A 21,719-nucleotide genomic window follows, 5' to 3' on the forward strand; every position below is an offset into this window, starting at 1 on the left:
AACAGACCAGAGAGAAACGGGAAATGGCGACGATCAAGGATGTGGCGGCCATGGCGGGCGTGTCGTTTACGACCGTCTCGCACGTGGTGAACAATTCGCGGCCGGTGTCAGCGGATGTGCGTGCGAAGGTCGAAGGCGCAATCCGCGAGCTGAATTACGTGCCGTCGGCCGTCGCGCGCTCGCTGAAGGCGCGTGCGACGGCGACCATCGGCCTCGTCGTGCCGAACAGCACGAATCCGTACTTCGCCGAGCTTGCGCGCGGCATCGAGGATCAGTGCGCGGCCAACGGCTATTGCGTGTTCTTCTGCAACTCGGACGACGATCCCGTGAAGCAGCGCAATTACCTGCGCGTGCTGCAGGAAAAGCGCATCGACGGGCTGATCGTCGCGTCGGCCGGCGAGGACGCGGTGCTCGCGCAGACGCTCGCGGATATCCACGCGCCGCTCGTCGTCGTCGACCGCAACATCGAGGGGCTCGCGGCCGACCTCGTGCAGATCGACCACGAGCGCGGCGCTTACCTGGCGACGCGTCACCTGCTCGAACTCGGGCACGCGAAGATCGGCTGCATCACGGGGCCGACCGACACGGCCGTCAGCGCGATGCGCGTGCACGGCTTCATCCGCGCGATGGCCGAGCGCGGGGTCGACATCGTGCCGGGCGCGATCGCGGAAAGCGACTTCTCGTGCCTCGGCGGCTATCACGCGGCGTCGCGGCTGTTCGAATCGGTGCGGCCGAGCGCGATCTTCGCGGGCAACGACCTGATGGGCGTCGGCGCGCTGCGCGCAGCGGCCGAGCGCGGGCTGCGCGTGCCGGACGACTGCTCGATCATCGGTTTCGACGACATCGAGTTTTCCCGCTACACGTATCCGGCGCTGTCGACGGTCGGGCAATCGGTACGCGCGCTCGGCGAAATGGCCGCGCAGACGCTGATCGAACGGATCGGCGGCGGCTCGACGGCCGTGCCGAGCCGCCGTCGCGTCGTCTCGCCGCGCCTCGTGTTGCGCGAATCGACGGCGATCTACCGCGAGCCCGCCGCATCGGGCGGTCGCGCATGACGGCGGGCGCAGCGGGCGCCGGCCGCGTGACAGTGGTCGGCAGTCTCAACATGGATCTCGTGGTGCGGGCGCCGCGGCTGCCGCTGCCGGGCGAAACGCTCGCCGGGCACGCGTTCGCGCAGGCGGCGGGCGGAAAGGGCGGCAACCAGGCCGTCGCCGCCGCGCGGCTCGGTGCGCAGGTCGCGATGATCGGCTGCGTTGGCGCGGATGCGCACGGTGCAGCGCTGCGCGCGGGCCTCGAGGCCGAAGGGATCGACTGCACGGGGCTCGCGACGAGCGCATCGGCGTCGACCGGCGTCGCGCTGATCGTCGTCGACGATGTGAGCCAGAACGCGATCGTGATCGTCGCGGGCGGCAACGGCGAAGTCACGACCGGCACGGTCGCGGGCCACGAGGCCGCGCTGGCGTCGGCCGACGTGCTGATCTGCCAGCTCGAGACGCCGCCGGATGCGGTGTTCGCCGCATTGTCGGCCGGGCGCCGGCTCGGCCGCACCGTGGTGCTCAATCCGGCCCCGGCCGTCGCACCGCTGCCGGACGGCTGGCTGCCGCTCGTCGATTACCTGATCCCGAACGAGGTCGAGGCGGCCGCGCTGACCGCGCTGCCGGTGCGCGACCCGGCCGAGGCCGAAGCCGCTGCACGCGTGCTCCAGGCCGGCGGCGCGCGCAACGTGCTCGTCACGCTCGGCGCGCGCGGCGTGCTCGCGCTGACAGCCGACGGCACCGCGCGGCACTATCCGGCGCCGGCCGTGCAGGCCGTCGATACGACGGCGGCCGGCGATACCTTCATCGGCGGCTTTTCCGCGCGGATTGCCGCCGGCGCGGACGTCGATACGGCCATCCGCTTCGCGCAACGTGCGGCCGCGCTATCGGTCACGCGCGCGGGCGCACAGCCGTCGATTCCGACGCTCGCCGAACTGGCCGGCTAGGCCCGGATCACCGGCTTCCGGCCGCATCTCGCGGCCGGCCCTCCGCCGAAGACGGCCGGCCGACCTTTCGGCAATGTGCCGGCGCATTGCCGGACTATTCTCCCGTCTCTCGAACTGGCCCGAATTCGCATCGATTGTTCAGGTATTTGTAATATACAGACGAATAATTCGAAAAAATGCGCTGAAATCCATCAAGTTGTGCGTTGCACGGTCGTAAATGAGTCAGGTGAAGCAATGCTTCGAGCCAACGGGCCGGGCCCGTTCATGACGACGCAACACAGGATGGATGATGGTGTTCAGGAACCTGACGATTCGTGCGCGCATCGGTTTGACGATGGCGTTTCTGGCGGTGCTGCTGGGCGTAACCGGCGTGCTCGGGGTGTATGGGATGACGCGTTCGAACGACTCGACGCGCGAGATTTTCACGAACCAGATGCCGAGCGCGGTCGACGTGGCAGTCGCGGAAATGTTCGCTGCGCGCGAACGCCTCGCGCTCGACCGTGCGGCGCTGCTGTCCGGTACGCCTGACTCGGCGGCCGCCGTGGAGCGCAGCCGCGGGATGCGCACGCAGTCCGACGCATGGTGGCAGAAGTACCTCGCGTTGCCCCGCGGCCCGGAAGAAGACCGGCTCGCGCAGGACGTCGCCGCGAAGCGTCAGGCGCTGCAACGCGCCTGTGACGCATTCTCGAGCCTCCTCGCGGCGGACCAGCGCGATCGCATCGGCGACGGCGCCAAGCAGCTTCAGGCGCTCTACAACGACCTCGCGGTGTCCAGCGAAGCGTTGCGCAATTTCCAGTTCACCGATGCGCAGGCGAGCTTCGACCAGGCGGAATCGGTATTCGACACGCTGCGCGTGCTGTCGATCGTCGCGCTGCTGGCCGGTATCGGCGCCGCGCTGCTGTCGTGGCTGACGCTGAGCCGCGCGATCGGCCGCCCGATTGCCGACGCGCTGTCGCACTTCGACGCGATCGCCGCCGGCGACCTGCGCCGTCCGATCGTCGTGGACCGGCGCGACGAGATGGGCCAGCTCCTCGAAGGCCTCGCGAAGATGCAGCGCGGGCTGGTCGACACGGTGCGCACCGTGCGCGGCGGCAGCGAGTCGATCGCGACCGCGGCCCGCCAGATCGCGGCCGGCAACATCGATTTGTCGTCGCGCACCGAGGAACAGGCCGCGGCGCTGCAGGAAACCGCGTCGAGCATGGAGCAGCTGACCGGCACCGTGAAACAGAACGCGGACAATGCACGCCAGGCAAGTTCGCTGGCCGCGAATGCGTCGGAGATTGCAAACAAGGGCAATACGGTGGTCGGCCAGGTGGTCGGCACGATGGGCGAGATCAACGACAGCTCGGCGAAGATCGCGGACATCATTGCGATCATCGAGGGAATCGCGTTCCAGACCAACATTCTTGCGCTGAATGCAGCCGTCGAAGCCGCGCGTGCGGGCGAGGAGGGGCGCGGCTTCGCGGTCGTGGCCGGCGAGGTGCGCAGCCTTGCGCAGCGTTCGTCGAGCGCGGCGAAGGAAATCAAGGCGCTGATCGACGCGTCGGTGGAGCGTATCCGGACGGGCTCGACGCTGGTCGACGAAGCGGGGCGCACGATGAGCGACGTGATCGGTGCTGTGCAGCGCGTGACCGACATCATGGGCGAGATCGCGGCGGCGTCCGAGGAACAGAGCGGCGGGATCGACCAGGTGGCACGCGCGGTCGCGCAGATGGATGAAGTCACCCAGCAGAATGCGGCGCTCGTCGAGGAAGCGGCGGCGGCCGCGCAGTCGCTCGACGAACAGGCCGGGCGCCTGCGTGAAACGGCGGCGGTATTCCAGCTCGATGACGAGGCAGCACGCGCTGTCGCTCCGGTGGCGGCGCGTCACGCGTCGCGCGCGCCTTCCGCGGCGGTTGCCGCGCCCGTACCGGCCGCTGCGCGCGACGAGCGCGATGCGCCGCCGAAGCGCGCAGCCGCAGCGATGCCGGCACGCAAGCCCGCCGCGGCCGCTGCGGCGCCGGCTGCCGCTACCGCCGGCGGCGACGACTGGGAGACTTTCTGATTCGCGCGCGCCGCGTATCTATCCCCATTTGGTGACGAACGACGCCCGCGACCTGCGGGCGTTGTCGTTTCTGCGACAGACGAAATGTGACGGTGCGAACGATCCGATTGCACATCGTCACGTGCGTCGCGCGTCGCGCATCGACGGACGGGCGCACGCGCGTTGCATCACGTTCCCGCGTTCGTCGTACGGGTATCTCCGTAAGGGCGCTGCGAAAAAAATTTGTAACGGTGCGCGCGGCGTGTCATCGCACGCGGCTGCTCGAACGTATAGGGATGAGGGGAGGCAGTGACGACGTCGGAAGTGTCCAACGCACAAGACGTTCCGTTGTTCGACGAGACGCGGCGGATGCAGTTTCTGCGGCTCGGGAGATCAATTGTAAAACGACGAAATGCGTTGTCCAAGCGGTGTTGTCGAGAATAACGAACTTCATACGAAGAGTTCGTGAAAAAAAAACAGAAAGGGTTTAGGATGAATTCGAACGCGCTTGCTTCTGCGCAGTCGTACGAAGGCAGGCACGTCTTCAGACTCAGGCGAGGGAGGTAGCATGGATATTTACAGCAGCTTCGCGAACCGCTTCGAAAAAACGCGAGAGGAAGAGCTCTCGCTGGAGGAGTATCTCGCGCTCTGCAAGAACGATCCATCCGCGTACGCGACGGCTGGTGAACGCATGCTGGCAGCAATCGGGGAACCTGAACACATCGATACCCGCAACGATCCGCGCCTGTCGCGCATCTTTGCGAACAAGGTCATCAAGGTCTATCCGGCATTCCGTGAGTTCTACGGAATGGAGGAAGTGATCGAGCAGGTGGTCGCGTACTTCCGCCACGCTGCGCAAGGGCTCGAAGAGAAGAAGCAGATCCTCTATCTGCTGGGCCCGGTGGGCGGCGGCAAGTCGTCGATCGCCGAGCGTCTGAAGCAACTGATGGAGCGCGTGCCGTTCTATTCGCTGAAGGGCTCGCCCGTCAACGAATCGCCGCTCGGGCTGTTCGACTACGACGAGGATGGCCCGATCCTCGAGGAACAGTACGGCATCCCGCGCCGCTACCTGAAAAGCATCCTGAGTCCGTGGGCCGTCAAGCGCCTGCACGAATACAACGGCGACATCCGCCAGTTCCGCGTGGTGCGTCGTTACCCGTCGATCCTGCGGCAGGTCGGCATCGCGAAGACCGAGCCGGGTGACGAGAACAACCAGGACATCTCGTCGCTGGTCGGCAAGGTCGATATCCGCAAGCTCGAACAGTACGCGCAGGACGACGCCGACGCATACAGCTACTCGGGCGGCCTGTGTCTCGCGAACCAGGGCCTGCTCGAATTCGTCGAAATGTTCAAGGCGCCGATCAAGGTGCTGCACCCGCTGCTCACTGCGACGCAGGAAGGCAACTTCAAGGGTACTGAAGGTTTCGGCGCGATCCCGTTCGACGGCGTGATCCTCGCGCACTCGAACGAGTCGGAGTGGAAGGCCTTCCGCAACAACCGCAACAACGAAGCACTGCTCGACCGGATCTTCGTCGTGAAGGTGCCGTACTGCCTGCGCGTGTCGGAAGAGACCAAGATCTACGAGAAGCTGATCCGCAACTCGTCGCTGGCCGAGGCCGTGTGCGCGCCGGGCACGCTGAAGATGATGTCGCAGTTCTCGGTGCTGTCGCGCCTGCACGAGCCGGAGAATTCGAGCCTGTTCTCGAAGATGCAGGTGTACGACGGCGAAAACCTGAAGGACACCGATCCGAAGGCGAAGTCGTATCAGGAGTATCGCGACTACGCGGGCGTGGACGAAGGGATGACGGGCGTGTCGACACGCTTCGCGTTCAAGATCCTGTCGCGCGTGTTCAACTTCGATTCGAGCGAGGTCGCGGCCAACCCCGTGCACCTGATGTACGTGCTCGAACAGCAGATCGAACGCGAGCAGTTCCCGCCGGAAACCGAGCAGAAGTACCTGTCCTTCGTGAAGGACGTGCTCGCGTCGCGCTACGCGGAGTTCATCGGCAAGGAGATCCAGACGGCTTACCTCGAATCGTATTCGGAATATGGCCAGAACATCTTCGACCGCTACGTCACGTATGCGGACTTCTGGATCCAGGACCAGGAATTCCGCGATCACGATACGGGCGAGAGCTTCGACCGCGCCGCGCTGAACGCGGAGCTGGAGAAGATCGAGAAGCCGGCGGGCATCAGCAATCCGAAGGATTACCGCAACGAGATCGTGAACTTCGTGTTGCGGGCACGGGCGGCGAACGCCGGCAAGAACCCCGTGTGGACGAGCTACGAGAAGTTGCGCGTCGTGATCGAGAAGAAGATGTTCTCGAACACCGAGGAACTGTTGCCGGTGATTTCGTTCAACGCCAAGGGTTCGGCGGAGGAGCAGCGCAAGCATGAGGACTTTGTGAACCGGATGGTCGCGAAGGGCTATACGCCGAAGCAGGTGAGGCTGCTTTGCGACTGGTACCTGCGCGTGCGCAAGTCGTCATGACGCGCGCGGTACCGCGCCCGTACGGCGAGTCCGTACGGGCGCTTTCAGAGACGCCGCCCGCATGACGGGAGACGGCATGTGCGGCGAGCGTCCCGGCGTATCGACTTTCGAGCGGGAGACCGGGAGTGCTTCATCAAATCATCGACCGCAGGCTGGCCGGCAAGAACAAGAGCATCGCCAATCGCGAACGCTTTCTGCGTCGCGTCAAGAACTACATTCGTCGTGCCGTGTCCGACGCGGTACGCGACCGTAGCATCAAGGATATCCAAAGCACGCAGAGCATCACGATCCCGCGCAAGGACATCGCGGAGCCGAATTTTCGGCACGCGCCTGGCGGGCGTCGTGAGTACGTGCACCCCGGCAACGAGGACTACGTGCGCGGCGACAAGATTCCGCGCCCGCAGGGCGGCTCGGGTGGCGGGGGCAGTCAGGCGAGCAACGAGGGCGAAGGGCAGGACGACTTCGTGTTCGAGTTGTCGCGCGACGAGTTCATGCAGTACTTCTTCGACGATCTCGAACTGCCGCGCCTCGTGAAGACGCACCTGCTGACGGTGCCGAGCTGGAAGAACGTGCGCGCGGGCTGGTCGGCGGAAGGCACGCCGAACAACATCGACGTCGTGCGTTCGCTGCGCAGCGCGCTCGGCCGGCGCATCGCGCTCGGCTCGCCGCTCGTCAACGAATTGCGCGAGCTCGAGGCGCAGCTCGAAGCGATGAAGAACGACCCCGAGGATCGCCGCGCGGAAATCGCGGTGCTCGAGGCCGAGATCCATCACCTGAAAGGGCGCATCTGGCGGATTCCGTTCATCGATCCGTTCGACCTGCGCTACATCAACCGCGTGAAGCAGCCGCAGCCGTCGAGCCAGGCCGTGATGTTCTGCCTGATGGACGTGTCGGGCTCGATGGACGAGCAGCGCAAGGATCTCGCGAAGCGCTTCTTCATCCTGCTGTACCTGTTCCTCAAGCGCAACTACGAGCGTATCGAGGTCGTGTTCATCCGTCACCACACGCGCGCCGAGGAAGTCGACGAGGACACCTTCTTCCATTCGACCGAAAGCGGCGGCACGGTCGTGTCGAGCGCGCTCGAACTGATGCGCAAGGTGATGAACGAGCGCTACTCGCCGACCGAGTGGAACATCTACGGCGCGCAGGCGTCCGACGGCGACAACTGGACCGACGATTCGCCCAAGTGTCGCAAAATCCTGGAAGAGGATATCCTCACGAAGACGCGTTACTTCGCGTATATCCAGGTCGCGCCGGAAGAGCAGAACCTGTGGCTGGAATACGCACAGCTGGCGTTGTCGCAGCAGCATCTCGCGATGAAAAAAGTGGAATCGGCTGCCGACATTTACCCGGTGTTTCGCGAATTGTTCGAAAAGCAGGTGGAAACGTCATGACGACCCGCCATCTGCACAACGAGTCGCGCGGCTACGCGCCGCGCCCTTCCGGCGACGACACGGCCAGTCCTGCCGCAGCGCAGCAACGCGCGCAGGCCGAACCGCCGCCGCCGGCCGCCGACTTGCCCGGTTCCGGGCAGAAGGAAGCGCGTATGAACGTTGCCGAACGCAAGCCGCTGCCGTGCCCGTCCGACTGGACGTTCGAGCTGCTCGAGGAATACGACACGCACATCTCGCAGGTTGCCGAACAGTACGAGCTCGACATCTATCCGATCCAGCTCGAACTGATCAGCGCCGAGCAGATGATGGACGCGTATGCGTCGGTCGGGATGCCCGTCAACTATCGTCACTGGTCGTTCGGCAAGCACTTCCTCGCGACCGAGAAAAGCTACCGCCGCGGCCAGATGGGCCTCGCGTACGAAATCGTCATCAATTCGAATCCGTGCATCGCGTACCTGATGGAAGAGAACACGATGACGATGCAGGCGCTCGTCATCGCGCACGCGGCGTACGGGCACAACTCGTTCTTCAAGGGCAACTACCTGTTCCGGCTGTGGACCGACGCGCACGCGATCATCGACTATCTCGTGTACGCGAAGAACTACGTCGCGGAATGCGAGGAGCGCTACGGCCTCGATCGCGTCGAGGAGTTGCTCGATTCGTGCCACGCGCTGATGAATTACGGCGTCGACCGTTACAAGCGCCCGCAAAAGCCGTCGCTGTCGAAGGAGTCGGCGTTGCGGCGCGAGCGCGAGGCGTACCTGCAGTCGCAGGTGAACGAACTGTGGCGCACGCTGCCGGGCAAGAAGCCCGAGCTGATGGAAGAGCAGGAAGACCGCTATCCGCCCGAGCCGCAGGAGAACCTGCTGTATTTCGCGGAGAAGAATGCGCCGCTGCTCGAGCCGTGGGAGCGGGAAGTGATCCGCATCGTGCGCAAGATCGGCCAGTATTTCTATCCGCAGCGGCAGACGCAGGTGATGAACGAAGGCTGGGCGACGTTCTGGCACTACACGCTGCTGAACACGCTGTACAACCAGGGGAAGCTGGAAGACGGCTTCATGATGGAGTTCCTGCATTCGCACAGCAACGTGGTCTACCAGCCGCCCGTCACGAAGCCGTACTACAGCGGGATCAACCCGTATGCGCTCGGTTTCTCGATGATGAGCGACATTCGAAGGATCTGCGAGGCGCCGACGGAGGAAGACTACAAGTGGTTTCCGGAGATCGCGGGCACCCCGTGGCTGCCGGCGATGCACTACGCGATGCGCAACTTCAAGGACGAGAGCTTCATCGCACAGTACCTGTCGCCGAACCTGATCCGCGAGATGCGGCTCTTCTCGGTGCTCGACGACGACATGCGCGATTCGCTCGAAGTCTCGGCGATCCACGACGATTCCGGCTACCAGTACGTGCGGCAGGCGCTGTCGCGGCAGTACGACATCCATCACCGCGAGCCGAACATCCAGGTGTGGGCCGTCAACACGCGCGGCGACCGCAGCCTCACGCTGCGCCACTTCATGACCGACAACCGCCACCTGTCGAACGACAGCGACGAAGTGCTCAAGCACATGGCGCGGCTCTGGCAGTTCGACGTGTACCTGGAAAGCGTCGACGAGGCCGGTACCGTGCGCAAGCGCTACGAGTGCCGCTACGTGCCGCCGGAGATCCGCGTTTGACCGGTGTCTTCGAAAATGCTTGCATCGGACGCCAGCCTGAAGGCTGGCGTTTTCATATGACGAACGCGTGGCAGGAGAAAAATTTTCTACATCCGGACGAACCCGGAGTGCTTGTTACTTTACATTTCGCTAAAATCCCGTAGCGCCGTGCGCCGGAACCGGTGCCACGTGCGACCGCATGCGGCGGCCCCAGCCGTCTCGCCCAGAAAGTACTAAAAGGAACAGACCAACCCATGGACGTCCAGACCGACCAAGCTGCGCTGTCCGCGCATGACACCCGGCGGCGCGTGTTCGCCATCGTCGGCGCCTCATCGGGCAACCTCGTCGAGTGGTTCGACTTCTATATTTACTCGTTCTGCGCGCTGTACTTCGCGCCGGCGTTCTTCCCGAGCGGCAACACGACGACGCAGTTGCTGAACACGGCAGGCGTGTTCGCGGCCGGCTTCCTGATGCGCCCGATCGGCGGCTGGCTGTTCGGCCGCATCGCCGACCGTCACGGCCGTCGCGCGGCGATGATGATCTCGGTGCTGATGATGTGCGGCGGATCGCTCGTGATCGCGGTGCTGCCGACCTACGCGCAGATCGGCGCGCTCGCGCCGGCGCTGCTGCTGGTCGCGCGCCTGTTCCAGGGCCTGTCGGTGGGCGGCGAATACGGCACGAGCGCGACCTACATGAGTGAAGTCGCGCTGAAGGGCCGTCGCGGCTTCTTCGCGTCGTTCCAGTACGTGACGCTGATCGGCGGCCAGCTGTGCGCGCTGCTGGTGCTCGTGATCCTGCAGCAAACGCTGTCGGCCGGCGAACTGAAGGCGTGGGGCTGGCGCATTCCGTTCGTGGTCGGCGCGGCGGCCGCGCTGATCTCGCTGTACCTGCGGAAATCGCTCGACGAGACGTCGACCAGTGCATCGCGCGACAAGAAGGACGCCGGTACGATCCGCGGCGTGTGGCAGCACAAGGGGGCGTTCTTCACGGTGGTCGGCTTCACGGCCGGCGGCTCGCTGATCTTCTACACGTTCACGACGTACATGCAGAAGTACCTCGTGAACACGGCCGGCATGCATGCGAAGACGGCCAGCAACGTGATGACCGTCGCGCTGCTCGTCTACATGCTGATGCAGCCGGTGTTCGGCGCGCTGTCCGACCGGATCGGCCGCCGCACGTCGATGATCCTGTTCGGCTCGTTCGCGGTGATCGGCACGGTGCCGCTGATGCACGCGCTGAAGGACGTGACGAGCCCGGTGGCCGCGTTCGTGCTGATCACGGTTGCGCTGGCGATCGTCAGCTTCTACACGTCGATCAGCGGCCTCATCAAGGCCGAGATGTTCCCGCCCGAAGTGCGCGCGATGGGCGTCGGCCTGTCGTACGCGGTGGCGAACGCAATCTTCGGCGGCTCGGCCGAATACGTCGCGCTGTGGTTCAAGTCGATCGGCAGCGAGGAAACCTTCTACTGGTACGTGACCGTGCTGTGCGCGATCTCGCTGATCGTGTCGTGGCGGATGCGCGACCCGAGCAAGGAAGGGTACCTGCGTCACGAGCCGTGATCGGCTGCGCATCGTGCGCATGGGCAACATGACGAACGTCCCGCCAACCGGCGGGACGTTTTTTTTGTGCGCGCGATTACGCGGACGGCGGCGTTGCGTGGTCGGGTGCCGGGCTGGCAGCGCTCGACAGGATGCCTTGCTCGACCAGCCAGTCGAACATCTGCTCGACGATCGGCGAGCGCGACGGGCCTTCCATCCGTGACAGCCACCATGTGGTGCCGGGCAGGCGCGGGTAGTCGGCGAGCACGGTCAGCGCATGCTGGTCGAGGCCGGCCTGCGCGACGAGGCGCGGCAGGCACGCAATGCCGCGGCCGCGCTGCACGGCGTCCAGTACGAGCCGCTGATCGTCGTAGATCGCCTGCATCCGGAAGCCCGACAGCTGCTCGCGAAAGACGGTCGCCATACGCTCGTCGGTCAGGCTCGCTTCGAGGCAGACGAGCCCCGCATGCCGGGCGTGTTCGGCGCGCGGCACGCGGGCGAGCGTCTCGGCCAGCGGCGTCGCGCATACCGTCACCCATTCGTCGCGCATGAACGGGATATCGACCAGGCCGGGCTGCAGCATCGGCCGCGTGCCGATCGTCATGTCGACGTCGATCTCGTCGACATAGCGCGCGGTTTCGTCGGTCGACAGCAGCGGGCACAGGTCCGGCAGCACCTGCTGCAACTGCTCGAGGCGCGGCTGCAGCCAGCCGTGCAGCAACGGCGCGGGGCACACCAGGACGACGAGACCCGGGTTCAGGTAGGTCGCGATGCGGTCGAGCCCGCCGCGCAACGTGTCCATCGCGCGCTGCACGCTGCGCTGCAGGACCTCACCGGCGATGGTCAGCTCGACGCCGCGGCCGCGCCGGCGGAACAACGGCTGCCCGAGTTGCGCTTCGAGCTGCTGGATCTGATGGCTGATCGCCGACTGCGACAGGTGCAGCTCGTCGGCCGCGCGCGAGAAATTGCCCAGCCGGGCTGCGGCTTCGAAGCCGGTCAACAATTTAAGGGATGGAACGCGTTGCATCGAGGTATGAGGTGAATTGATTGATTTGGCCAAAAAATATCAATATTCATCAAGTTTAACCTGGCGGACAATCGCTCATCAATCACAACGGAGTCGGATCGATGGGTCGCTTTGATGCTCGCCAGCGCGGTTACCGGATGCCCGCCGAATGGGAAGCCATGCATGCCACGTGGCTCGGATGGCCGGTTCTCGAAGACCGCGAGGATCTGTGGGGAACGCATTACGCGCAGGTCTGCCGCGAGTTCGCGCTGGTCGCGCGGACGATCGCGCGCTACCAGCGCTGCGTGGTCGCGGTGCACCACAGCCAGGCCGACGCCGCCCGTGAACTGCTGGGCGCGAGCGTCGAGGTGCTGCCGGTCGCAGCCGAGGACAACTGGCTGCGCGACTGCGGGCCGATCTTCCTCGTCAGCGAGCAGCACGGGCTCGGCGCGGCCGTGTTCCGCTTCAACTGCTGGGGCGAGAAGTACCAGCCGTACGACGGCTGCCAGCAGGCCGGGCAGGACATCGCGCGCGCGGCCGGAGCCGAGATCTTCAATTCGCACATGGTGCTGGAGGGCGGCTCGTTCTACGTCGACGGGCAGGGCACGCTGGTCACGACCGAAAGCTGCCTGCTGCATCCCAACCGCAATCCGCACCTGAGCCGTGCGGAGATCGAGGCAGAGCTGCGCCGCATGCTGGGCGTCGAGAAGATCGTGTGGCTGCCGGGCAACCCCGACGAAGTGGAAACGAACGGGCACGTGGACGGCATCGCGTCGTTCATCGCGCCGGGCCGGATGCTGTGCCAGACCGCGCTGCCGGAGCAGGGCGACTATTTCCGCGTGATGCGCGAGAACCGCCGCGCGCTGGAACTCGCGACCGATGCGGCGGGGCGCCGTTTCGAGCTGCTCGACCTGCCGTCGCCGATCGTCAGCGAACGCTTCGGCTCCGAGCGTTACTGCGATTGCTATGCGAACTACATTCTGGTGAATGGCGCGGTGATCGTGACCGCGTTCGGCGTCGAGCAGGACGACGCCGCCCGTGACGCTTTCAGTCGCGCGTTCCCGGGGCGCAAGGTGGAGATGCTGCCGATCCCGACGCTGTCGATCGGCGGCGGCAGCATCCACTGTTCGACGCAGCAGCAACCTTCCGTCGCACGCTGAGCGACGTTTCATCAGCGGTTTCCGGTCTCACCGAGGAGCAACGCAATGCCGTCCAAACACATTACCGTCGCCGCCGTGCAGATGGCGTCGGGCAGCTGGAATCTCGAAGACAACATGGCCACCGCGGAGCGCCTGATCCGGGCGGCCGCGGCCCAGGGCGCGAATCTCGTGCTGTGCCCGGAACTGTTCGCGATGCCGTACTTCTGCCTCGACCAGAACGTGCGCCATCTCGAACTCGCGCAGCCATTCGAAGGCAATGCGCAGATCGCCCGGTTCGCGGCGCTGGCCGGCGAGCTCGGCATCGTGCTGCCGATCGGCTTCTTCGAGCGCGCGGGCAATGCCGCGTACAACTCGATCGCCGTGGCGGACGCGGACGGGCGCGTGCTCGGCGTCTACCGCAAGACGCATATTCCGGACGGGCCGGGCTATACGGAGAAGTTCTATTTCACACCGGGCGACACCGGCTTCAAGGTGTGGGACACGCGTTTCGGGCGGATCGGCATCGGCATCTGCTGGGACCAGTGGTATCCGGAGACGGCGCGCAGTCTCGCGCTGATGGGCGCCGAGATCCTGTGCTTTCCGACCATCATCGGTTCGGAGCCGTTCAGCAGCGAGTTCGATTCGGCCGGCCACTGGCAGCGCACGATGCAGGGCCACGCGGCGGCCAACATGGTGCCGGTCGTGGCGGCCAACCGGATCGGCCGCGAAACGGGTTTCGGCAACGGCAATCCGCACCAGCAGGGGCTCACGGGCGTGTTCTACGGGTCGAGCTTCATCGCGGATCACACCGGCGAGAAGCTGGCCGAGGCGAGCCGTACCGATGAAGCGGTGCTGGTGCAGACGTTCGACCTCGACGCGATCCGCGCCGACCGGCAGTCGTGGGGCTTTTTCCGCGATCGCCGCCCGGAGATGTATCGCACGTTGCTGACCAGCGACGGCGTGTCGTCCTGTTATCGATAAGGGATTCGCAATGAAACGGAAAGGATGGCTGCGCGTCGCGGCGCCGGGCCTCGCGCTGTGCGTGCTGGCCGGTGCGGCCCGCGCCGACGAAGAGAAGGTGCTGAACCTGTACAACTGGAGCAACTACTTTGCGCCGGATACGATTTCCGCGTTCGAGAAGGAAACCGGCATCAAGGTGCGCTACGACGCGTACGACAGCGACGAGACGCTGCAGTCGAAGCTGCTGACCGGCAACAGCGGCTACGACCTCGTGTGGCCGACCAACGACTTCATGGCCAAGCAGATCCAGGCCGGCGTGTACCGCAAGCTCGACAAGGGCCGGCTGCCGAACCTGAAGTATCTCGATCCGTCGCTGCTGAAGCAGATGGCGCAATCCGATCCCGGCAACCAGTACGGCGTGCCGTACATGTGGGGCACCGTGGGCGTCGGCTACGACCGCGCGAAGGTGCGCGCGATCCTCGGCAAGGACATGCCGGCCGACAGCCTCGACCTGCTGTTCAACCCGGCGATCGCGGCGCGCGTCGCCGCGAAATGCGGGCTCGGCCTGCAGGACTCGGCGAGCACGGTGCTGCCGCTCGCGCTGCGCTACATCGGCCGCGATCCGATGCGTCCGTCCGCGCAGGATTACGCGGCCGCGCAGGCGATGCTGATGAAGGTCCGGCCGTTCATCCGCCAGTTCGTCGGCTCGTCCGATGCCAACGAGCTGATCGAGGGCGAGCTGTGCGTGACGGTCGGCTTCTCCGGCGCGATCAACCTGGCCGCGCAGAAGGCCAGGGCGCGCGATCCGAAGCGCGACATCGTGTACGACATCCCGCGCATCGGCAGCCTGATGTGGTTCGACGCGATGGTGATTCCGGCATCGTCGAAGCATCCGGACAACGCGCATGCGTTCATCAACTACATCCTGCGTCCGGACGTGATCGCGAAGATCTCGAACTCGACGCGCTACGCAAATGCGAACCAGGGCGCGCTGAAGCTGATGGACCCTGCGCTGGTGCGCGATCCGGGCATCTATCCGGACGACGCGACTCGGCGCACACTGTTCACGCCGATCGCCGAGTCGCCGGCCGCGATGCGCCTGGAAGGCCGGACCTGGCTCGGCTTCAAGACCGCGCGGCCGTGACGGCCCGCCCTGCAACACTCGAAGTAACCGGCAAGCAAAGGAGGAATGCCATGACCACACGACGTCAACTGTTGAAACGCGGCCTGTCCGTATCGGGTGCGGCGCTGGCCGCCAGCGCGATGGGCGGGTTGTTCGGCCGCGCCGCGCACGCGCAGCAGGGCGCCGCCTGGCACATGCCGGACGAAGGCGCGCCGCACACGGCGACCTGGATGGCGTTCGGCCCGAGCGAGGATATCTGGGGCGCACGGCTGTTGCCCGTGGTGCGGGAGAATCTCGCCGCGGTCGCGAAGGCGATCGCCGCGCACGAACCGCTCAAGATGCTGGTGCGGGAGCAGGACTATGCGATCGCCTCGCGGCTGTGCGGTTCGTCGGTCGAGCTCGTCCAGCATCCGGTCGACGATCTGTGGATGCGCGATACGGGGCCCGTGTTCGTGAAGAGCGCGTCGGGCCAGCTCGGCGGCGTGAGCTTCAATTTCAACGGCTGGGGCAACAAGCAGGAACACGACCAGGACGCGGAAGTCGCACCGTTCGTGGCCGAACGCGCCGGCGCGCGGCTGATCGACACCAAGCTCGTGCTGGAAGGCGGCGGCATCGAAGTGGACGGCGAGGGCACGGCGATCATCACGCGCAGCTGCGTGCTCAATTCGAACCGCAATCCGGGCGTCAGCCAGGCCCAGTGCGAGGCGGAACTGAGCCGTCTGCTCGGGCTGAAGAAGATCATCTGGCTGCCCGGCATCGCGGGCAAGGACATCACCGACGGGCATACCGATTTCTACGCGCGTTTCACGAGCCCGGGCGTCGTGGTGGCCGGGCTCGATACGGATCCGTCGTCGTACGATCACGCGGTGACGCGGCAGCATCTGGAAATCCTGCGGAAATCCACCGATGCGAAGGGGCGAGCGCTGAAGGTCGTCGTGCTGCCGGGGCCGAAGACCGTCCGGCACACCTACGAGAACGCGGAATTCGCGGCCGGCTACATCAACTTCTACGTGTGCAATCGCGCGGTGATCGCGCCGCAATTCGGCGACAGCCGCGCCGACCGCAATACGCGCGACACGCTCGTCGACCTGTTTCCCGGCCGCGAAGTCATCCAGCTGAACATCGACGGCATCGCCGCGGGCGGCGGCGGCATCCACTGCACGACGCAACAGCAGCCGGCCTGAGCACGGCCCCGGGCCGGTCCACGCGACCGGTCCGCATGCGGCTTCAATTTTCCAGTCTTTCCGGACTACTGAAAACAATGCGGAATCCGTCCCACGGGACGGAAGCCGGCGCGCACGCCTGCGCGCCGTCCGCGCAATGGAGTTGAAATACATGACGAAGAAAGGAAACAACGCGAGCACGAACCCGCACGCGTCGCCCATGCCGGATGCCGGCCGACGCGGATTCATCCGCTGTTCGGCTGCGTGGCTCGGCATGCCGCTGCTGGGCAGCCTGGCCGCGTGCGGTGGCGGCGACGGCGGCAGCGGCGGCGTATCCGGCCCGGGGGGCACGCCGGGCCTGACGCCATCGGCACGGCAGGCCGCATACCGGCTGCCGGCCGAAGATGCGCCGCACGCGTTGACCTACATGACCTTCGCGTCCGGCGTGGACGGCATCTGGGCGCCCGTCACGTCACAGAGCACGGACGCCGGCATCGACCGCGTGCGGGCCGACCTGATGGACGTCGCGAAGGCGATCGGCGCAACCGAACCGGTCAACATGCTGGTGCTGCCGGTCGATCTGGACGCGGCCCGCGCGCTGCTCGCGACTGCAAGCGCCGCGAATCCCGACCTGCATGCGCGCTATGCGGCGCGCGCCGCAGGCACGGGCGGGATCACCCTCGTGCCGCTCGCCGACGGCTTCAACGATTTCTGGGTGCGCGACACGGGTTGCGTGTTCGTCAGGGATACGACGAACGGCAATGCGCTGAACGCGATCGGCTTCAATTTCAACGGCTGGGGCAACGCGAACACCGACGGCGCCGGCCAGAGTGCGGGGACGATTCCGCCGGCGCTCCTGGCCGCGAGCAACCGGTCGAAAGCGGGCAAGTTCTTCCAGGCGTTCAGCCAGGACAGCCGGGTGGCGGGCTGGATGGCGCAAACCAAAGGCGCAAACCTGATCCGCAGCACGTTGACGCTCGAAGGCGGCGCGATCGAATTCGATGGCGACGGGACGGCGATCCTCACCGAATCGTCCGTGCTGCACGTGAACCGCAATCCGCAACTGTTCGACATCCCGAACGGCGCGATCGCCAACGCAACGCTGCGGCCGACGGCCCGCGATACCGTGCTGGCCGAACTGCAGCGCACGCTCGGGGTGCGGAAGATCATCTGGTTGCCGGGTACGGCGACGTTTCCGCGCGGCAGCGGCGTCGGTGGCGCGGGCGGCGCGTCGACACCGGCCGGCGAAAGCGACATCACGAACGGCCACGTCGATTTCTACGCACGCTTTCTCGCCCCCGGCGTGGTCGCGTGCTGCTACGACGCGTCGAATTCGACCGGCGAACGCGCATTGACGGACGCCAACCGGCAACGCCTGGCCGGCCAGACCGATGCAAACGGCCGGCCGCTGAAGCTCGTCGAGCTCGTGCCGCCGGTCAGCTACGGCACGTCGGCGGGCACGACGCTGAACGAGCGGCAGATGTCGCATTTCGCGGCCGGCTACATCAACTTCTATACGTGCAACGGCGCGATCGTCGTGCCGAAGTTCAACGACGCGGCGGCCGACGCGGCCGCGGTCGCCGCGATCCGGCCGTACGCGGGGAATCGTGCGATCGTGCAGGTCGACATTCTCGGCATCGCGTCGGGCGGCGGCGGCATTCACTGTTCGACCCGCGAGGTGCCGGCGTGAGCGTGTCCCGTCATATCGATATGGAAATCGATTCGTTGTCCGTTTCAGGCGATTTCCTTAATCTGGGCCTGTAGTTCGTGTGACACCTCCTTGACTGGGATTCGCGCCCGCTGCGTGCAGCGGGCGTCTTTTTTTGTGCGCTGCATCTCACGCCGGCCCCGGCAGGGTTGGTGGCGCGCGTCGGCTCGCCTATGCTGGTTGCTGCGTGTCCGCGCGACGGTCCGGATCGGCCGGGCCGGTGACGGTTCGATGACATGCCACGTCAAGGAGATACACGATGAGCAAACCCGCGATCGTGCTCGTGCACGGCTTCTGGGGCGGCGCCGCGCACTGGGCAAAAGTAATCGTCGAACTCGCACGAAAAGGCCATACATCGCTGCACGCGGTCGAGGTACCGCTGACGTCGCTCGCCGACGATGCCGAACGCACGCGCAAGATGGTCGCTCAACTGACCGGCCCCGTGCTGCTGGTCGGCCATTCTTACGGCGGCGCGGTGATCAGCGAGGCCGGCAACCTGCCGAATGTCGCGGGCCTCGTGTTCATCGCCGCGTTCGCGCCTGACGCGGGCGAAAGCCCCGGCGGGATCACGCAGGAACACCTGCCGGTGGCGGCGCCGAATCTCGCGCCCGACAGCGACGGCTATCTGTGGCTCAAGCCCGACAAGTTCCACGAGAGCTTCTGCCAGGATCTATCGTCAGACGAAGCGCTCGTGATGGCCGTCACGCAGAAGGCACCGCTGGCGAGCACGTTCGCGGACACCATCGGCACGCCCGCATGGCGCTCGAAACCGTCGTGGTACCAGATCTCCAGCGAGGACCGGATGATCGCGCCGGAGAACCAGCAACGGATGTCGGCGCGGATGGACGCGCGCAAGATCATCACGCTCGACGCGAGCCATGCGTCGCTTGCATCGAAACCGGTGGCGGTCGCCGCGCTGATCGACGAGGCCGCGACGGCGCTTGGCGGGTAAAGGTCAGGAAGCGGGGCATGGCGGGAAGGGCACGGCGCGATGCCGCGCCCGTGCCCGCCGCGGCTCATCACGAAACCCGCAGAGCAAAGCACCATTTGTTGGTTCGGATTCGCTGCACGCGCTGATACGTTAGCGGCTTCGCGACGACACACTCCGTCGCGATGTTCTTCGAACCGGGCCGCCGCGCGATCCGCGGCGGCCTTCATAACAAATCAGGTCGTGCTCATGAAATTCCACACTCTCGCTACGTGGCTCGTCGGGGCTGCGCTCATTACCGCCGGCACCGTCGCGCATGCGGACCGGCTCGACGACATCAAGAAGGCCGGCGTGCTGCGCGTCGCGACGTTCGACAGCAACCCGCCGTTCGGCTATGTCGATGCGAAGAACAACCACGTCGTCGGCCTCGACGTCGATTATGCGAAGGCGCTCGCCGACAAGCTCGGCGTGAAGCTGCAACTGCAGCCGACCAATCCCGCGAACCGCATCCCGTTCCTGACGTCCGGCAAGGTCGATCTCGTGCTCGCGAACTTCACGATCACCGACGAGCGTGCGAAGCAGGTCGACTTCAGCATTCCGTACTTCTCGTCGGGCCAGCAGTTCCTCGCGAAGAAGGGCGTGCTGAAATCGGCCGAGCAGCTGAACGGCCTGCGCGTCGGCGCGGACAAGGGCACAACGAACGAGATCACGCTGCGCGAGAAATTCCCGAAGGCGACGATCGTCGCGTATGACGACACGCCGTTCGCGTTCGCCGCGCTGCGCGCCGGCAACGTGCAGGCGATCACGCAGGACGGCCCGAAGCTGATCGGCCTGCTGGCGAACGTGCCCGACAAGCAGAACTACGAGATCCCGGCATTCACGATCTCGAACGACTACATGGGGGTCGGCGTGCCGAAGGGCGAGACGCGCCTGCTCGGCTTCGTCAACGACACGCTGAAGGGGCTCGAGGCGAACGGCCGCGCCACGCAGATCTACGACGCCTGGTTCGGGCCGACGACCAAGACGCCGCTCACGCGCATCTTCCGGATCGGCGACAAGACCTGATCTTCGCTGCACGCGCGCCGCGACGGGCCGGCACACCGGCTGCGCGGCGCTTTCCGTTTTCTTCCGATCGCGTGCTTCTCACGCGCACCCCAGCATGCTCGGGTTGGCTCCCAAATATCTGTCCTGGCTCTGGCAGGGCTTCCTGCTGACGCTCGGCCTCGCGGCCGCGTCGGCCGTTGCCGCAACGGCCGGCGGGCTGTTGCTCGCGGTCATGCGCCACGCCCGCGGCACCGTCCCGCGCGCGACCGCCGCCGCGTACGTCGTCGCATTTCGCAACACGCCGTTGCTCGTGCAACTGCTGTTCTGGTATTTCGGCGTCGCGTCGTTGCTGCCCGACACGTGGATCGCGTGGCTCAATGCGCGCCATGCCGTGAGCGCGGGCCCGTTCACGCTCGCGTGGCCGTCGTTCGAATTCGTCGCGGGCTGGGTCGGCTTGAGTGCCTATACGGCCGCGTTCGTCGCCGAGGAATGCGAAGCCGGCCTGCGCGGCGTGCGTCGGGCACAACATGACGCGGCAGCCGCACTCGGCCTCACGCCGATGCAGTCGCTGCGTTACGTCGTGCTGCCGCAGGCCGTGCGTATCGCGTTGCCGCCGCTGTTCGGTCAATACATGAATCTCGTGAAGAACTCGTCGCTCGCGATGGCGATCGGCGTGGCCGAGCTGTCGTATGCATCGCGGCAGGTCGAGACGGAGACGTTCAAGACATTCGCCGCGTTCGGCGTCGCGACCTTGCTGTACATCGCGGCGGTGGCCGCGATCGAGGCCGGTGCGTACGCCGCCACGCAATGGCGTGACCGGCTCGGAGCGGGGCGCTGACGATGGATCTTTCGCTGCTCTTCTCCAATCTGCCGTACCTGCTCGTCGGCGCGTTCCCGGAAGGCCCGCTCGGCGGCGCCGCGCTGTCGCTGGTGCTGGCGATCGCGTCAGCCATCGCGTCGGCCGTGCTCGGCGTGGCGCTTGGCGTTGCGATGGCGCTCGCGCGCGGGCCGGTGCGCGTGCTGCTGCTCGCGTTCATCGGCTTCTTCCGTGCGATTCCGGTGCTGATGCTGATCTTCTGGACGTATTTCCTGATGCCGGTGCTGCTGCACATGGATGTGCCGGGACTCGCAACGGTCGTGTGTGCACTTGCGCTGATCGGCGGTGCGTATCTCGCGCATGCGGTGCATGCGGGCATCGTCGCGGCAGGCGACGGTCAATGGCAGGCGGGGCTGTCGCTCGGGCTCACGCGCTGGCAGACGGTGCGCTACGTGCTGTTGCCGCAGGCGATCCGGATCATGACGCCGTCGTTCGTCAACCAGTGGGTCGCGCTCGTGAAGGACACGTCGCTCGCGTATATCGTCGGCGTGCCGGAACTGTCGTTCGTCGCGACGCAGGTGAACAACCGGCTGATGGTGTATCCGGCGCCGATCTTCCTGTTCGTCGCCGTGATCTATCTGGTGCTGTGCACGTCACTCGACGGCGCCGCGCGCTGGCTGCTGTCGCGCCGCCCGCGCGCGGAGCGCGCCGCGCAGGCGGCCGCCGAGTACACCGAACCCGCGCGGTAA

17 protein-coding genes are annotated in these 21,719 nt (G+C 65.9%); 16 read left to right on the top strand and 1 reads right to left on the bottom strand.

The genetic code is table 11. From position 1 onward, the window contains the following. Positions 1–23 precede the first annotated feature (23 nt). The 7 genes from ACWMMN_RS08220 (at position 24) to ACWMMN_RS08250 (ending at position 11,103) form a co-directional block, all read left to right on the top strand. The gene (locus ACWMMN_RS08220) at positions 24–1,055 is read left to right on the top strand and encodes a LacI family DNA-binding transcriptional regulator (protein WP_059234373.1); all 1,032 of its coding nucleotides are present in this window, start codon (positions 24–26) and stop codon (positions 1,053–1,055) included. Further along, positions 1,052–1,981: a ribokinase gene (rbsK, locus tag ACWMMN_RS08225; RefSeq protein ID WP_486423200.1), complete on the top strand. Its 930-nt coding sequence runs from the start codon at positions 1,052–1,054 to the stop codon at positions 1,979–1,981. The genes ACWMMN_RS08220 and rbsK overlap by 4 nt, the downstream gene beginning before the upstream one ends. A 289-nt stretch (positions 1,982–2,270) precedes the next feature. Then, positions 2,271–4,025 (top strand): methyl-accepting chemotaxis protein, encoded by a 1,755-nt coding sequence (locus ACWMMN_RS08230; RefSeq protein ID WP_486423201.1) that lies wholly within the window; start codon positions 2,271–2,273, stop codon positions 4,023–4,025. A gap of 547 nt (positions 4,026–4,572) precedes the next feature. Beyond that, the gene (locus tag ACWMMN_RS08235) at positions 4,573–6,495 is read left to right on the top strand and encodes a PrkA family serine protein kinase (RefSeq protein WP_059234367.1); all 1,923 of its coding nucleotides are present in this window, start codon (positions 4,573–4,575) and stop codon (positions 6,493–6,495) included. A gap of 125 nt (positions 6,496–6,620) precedes the next feature. Beyond that, positions 6,621–7,889, top strand: coding sequence for a YeaH/YhbH family protein (locus tag ACWMMN_RS08240; RefSeq protein WP_059234365.1), 1,269 nt, complete (start codon positions 6,621–6,623; stop codon positions 7,887–7,889). Continuing rightward, a complete protein-coding gene (locus tag ACWMMN_RS08245; protein WP_059234363.1) occupies positions 7,886–9,565 on the top strand; it encodes a SpoVR family protein in 1,680 nt (559 codons plus the stop codon). Before ACWMMN_RS08240 ends, ACWMMN_RS08245 begins: the two co-directional genes overlap by 4 nt. A gap of 233 nt (positions 9,566–9,798) precedes the next feature. Next, positions 9,799–11,103: an MFS family transporter gene (locus tag ACWMMN_RS08250; RefSeq protein WP_059234361.1), complete on the top strand. Its 1,305-nt coding sequence runs from the start codon at positions 9,799–9,801 to the stop codon at positions 11,101–11,103. Between the two features lie 76 nt (positions 11,104–11,179). Here the strand turns inward: ACWMMN_RS08250 and ACWMMN_RS08255 are convergent, their stop codons facing one another. After that, on the bottom strand, positions 11,180–12,109 hold the full coding sequence (locus tag ACWMMN_RS08255) for a LysR family transcriptional regulator (protein WP_059234359.1): 930 nt from the start codon (positions 12,107–12,109) through the stop codon (positions 11,180–11,182). A gap of 101 nt (positions 12,110–12,210) precedes the next feature. Here ACWMMN_RS08255 and ACWMMN_RS08260 point away from each other — a divergent pair, with 101 nt between their 5' ends. The 9 genes from ACWMMN_RS08260 to ACWMMN_RS08300 all read left to right on the top strand — a co-directional run bounded on the left by ACWMMN_RS08260 (position 12,211) and on the right by ACWMMN_RS08300 (position 21,719). Continuing rightward, positions 12,211–13,248, top strand: a complete 1,038-nt coding sequence (locus ACWMMN_RS08260; RefSeq protein WP_059234357.1) for an agmatine deiminase family protein — start codon at positions 12,211–12,213, stop codon at positions 13,246–13,248. 45 nt (positions 13,249–13,293) lie between these two features. After that, positions 13,294–14,208 carry an N-carbamoylputrescine amidase gene (aguB, locus tag ACWMMN_RS08265; protein WP_256084823.1) on the top strand — a complete coding sequence of 305 codons (915 nt, stop codon included), beginning with the start codon at positions 13,294–13,296 and terminating at the stop codon, positions 14,206–14,208. 10 nt (positions 14,209–14,218) lie between these two features. Beyond that, positions 14,219–15,331: a polyamine ABC transporter substrate-binding protein gene (locus ACWMMN_RS08270; protein ID WP_233464112.1), complete on the top strand. Its 1,113-nt coding sequence runs from the start codon at positions 14,219–14,221 to the stop codon at positions 15,329–15,331. A gap of 50 nt (positions 15,332–15,381) precedes the next feature. After that, positions 15,382–16,494, top strand: a complete 1,113-nt coding sequence (locus tag ACWMMN_RS08275) for an agmatine deiminase family protein (protein ID WP_059234351.1) — start codon at positions 15,382–15,384, stop codon at positions 16,492–16,494. 151 nt (positions 16,495–16,645) lie between these two features. Further along, a complete protein-coding gene (locus tag ACWMMN_RS08280; RefSeq protein ID WP_059236774.1) occupies positions 16,646–18,163 on the top strand; it encodes an agmatine deiminase family protein in 1,518 nt (505 codons plus the stop codon). A 277-nt stretch (positions 18,164–18,440) separates the two neighbouring features. Then, positions 18,441–19,133: an alpha/beta hydrolase gene (locus ACWMMN_RS08285; RefSeq protein ID WP_059234349.1), complete on the top strand. Its 693-nt coding sequence runs from the start codon at positions 18,441–18,443 to the stop codon at positions 19,131–19,133. A 225-nt stretch (positions 19,134–19,358) separates the two neighbouring features. After that, positions 19,359–20,174, top strand: coding sequence for an ABC transporter substrate-binding protein (locus tag ACWMMN_RS08290; RefSeq protein ID WP_059234347.1), 816 nt, complete (start codon positions 19,359–19,361; stop codon positions 20,172–20,174). Positions 20,175–20,268: 94 nt separating this feature from the next. Further along, positions 20,269–20,991 carry an amino acid ABC transporter permease gene (locus tag ACWMMN_RS08295; RefSeq protein WP_059234345.1) on the top strand — a complete coding sequence of 241 codons (723 nt, stop codon included), beginning with the start codon at positions 20,269–20,271 and terminating at the stop codon, positions 20,989–20,991. A gap of 2 nt (positions 20,992–20,993) precedes the next feature. After that, the gene (locus ACWMMN_RS08300) at positions 20,994–21,719 is read left to right on the top strand and encodes an amino acid ABC transporter permease (RefSeq protein WP_174991458.1); all 726 of its coding nucleotides are present in this window, start codon (positions 20,994–20,996) and stop codon (positions 21,717–21,719) included.

It is taken from the genome of Burkholderia cepacia complex sp. TUM26381, from assembly GCF_057439935.1.

Bases quoted from the DNA above. Each gene is read 5' to 3' on its own strand.
- ACWMMN_RS08220 (WP_059234373.1), top strand. From the start codon at position 24: ATGGCGACGATCAAGGATGTGGCGGCCATGGCGGGCGTGTCGTTTACG.
- rbsK (WP_486423200.1), top strand. From the start codon at position 1,052: ATGACGGCGGGCGCAGCGGGCGCCGGCCGCGTGACAGTGGTCGGCAGT.
- ACWMMN_RS08230 (WP_486423201.1), top strand. From the start codon at position 2,271: ATGGTGTTCAGGAACCTGACGATTCGTGCGCGCATCGGTTTGACGATG.
- ACWMMN_RS08235 (WP_059234367.1), top strand. From the start codon at position 4,573: ATGGATATTTACAGCAGCTTCGCGAACCGCTTCGAAAAAACGCGAGAG.
- ACWMMN_RS08245 (WP_059234363.1), top strand. From the start codon at position 7,886: ATGACGACCCGCCATCTGCACAACGAGTCGCGCGGCTACGCGCCGCGC.
- ACWMMN_RS08250 (WP_059234361.1), top strand. From the start codon at position 9,799: ATGGACGTCCAGACCGACCAAGCTGCGCTGTCCGCGCATGACACCCGG.
- ACWMMN_RS08255 (WP_059234359.1), bottom strand. From the start codon at position 12,109: ATGCAACGCGTTCCATCCCTTAAATTGTTGACCGGCTTCGAAGCCGCA.
- ACWMMN_RS08260 (WP_059234357.1), top strand. From the start codon at position 12,211: ATGGGTCGCTTTGATGCTCGCCAGCGCGGTTACCGGATGCCCGCCGAA.
- aguB (WP_256084823.1), top strand. From the start codon at position 13,294: ATGCCGTCCAAACACATTACCGTCGCCGCCGTGCAGATGGCGTCGGGC.
- ACWMMN_RS08270 (WP_233464112.1), top strand. From the start codon at position 14,219: ATGAAACGGAAAGGATGGCTGCGCGTCGCGGCGCCGGGCCTCGCGCTG.
- ACWMMN_RS08275 (WP_059234351.1), top strand. From the start codon at position 15,382: ATGACCACACGACGTCAACTGTTGAAACGCGGCCTGTCCGTATCGGGT.
- ACWMMN_RS08280 (WP_059236774.1), top strand. From the start codon at position 16,646: ATGACGAAGAAAGGAAACAACGCGAGCACGAACCCGCACGCGTCGCCC.
- ACWMMN_RS08285 (WP_059234349.1), top strand. From the start codon at position 18,441: ATGAGCAAACCCGCGATCGTGCTCGTGCACGGCTTCTGGGGCGGCGCC.
- ACWMMN_RS08290 (WP_059234347.1), top strand. From the start codon at position 19,359: ATGAAATTCCACACTCTCGCTACGTGGCTCGTCGGGGCTGCGCTCATT.
- ACWMMN_RS08295 (WP_059234345.1), top strand. From the start codon at position 20,269: ATGCTCGGGTTGGCTCCCAAATATCTGTCCTGGCTCTGGCAGGGCTTC.
- ACWMMN_RS08300 (WP_174991458.1), top strand. From the start codon at position 20,994: ATGGATCTTTCGCTGCTCTTCTCCAATCTGCCGTACCTGCTCGTCGGC.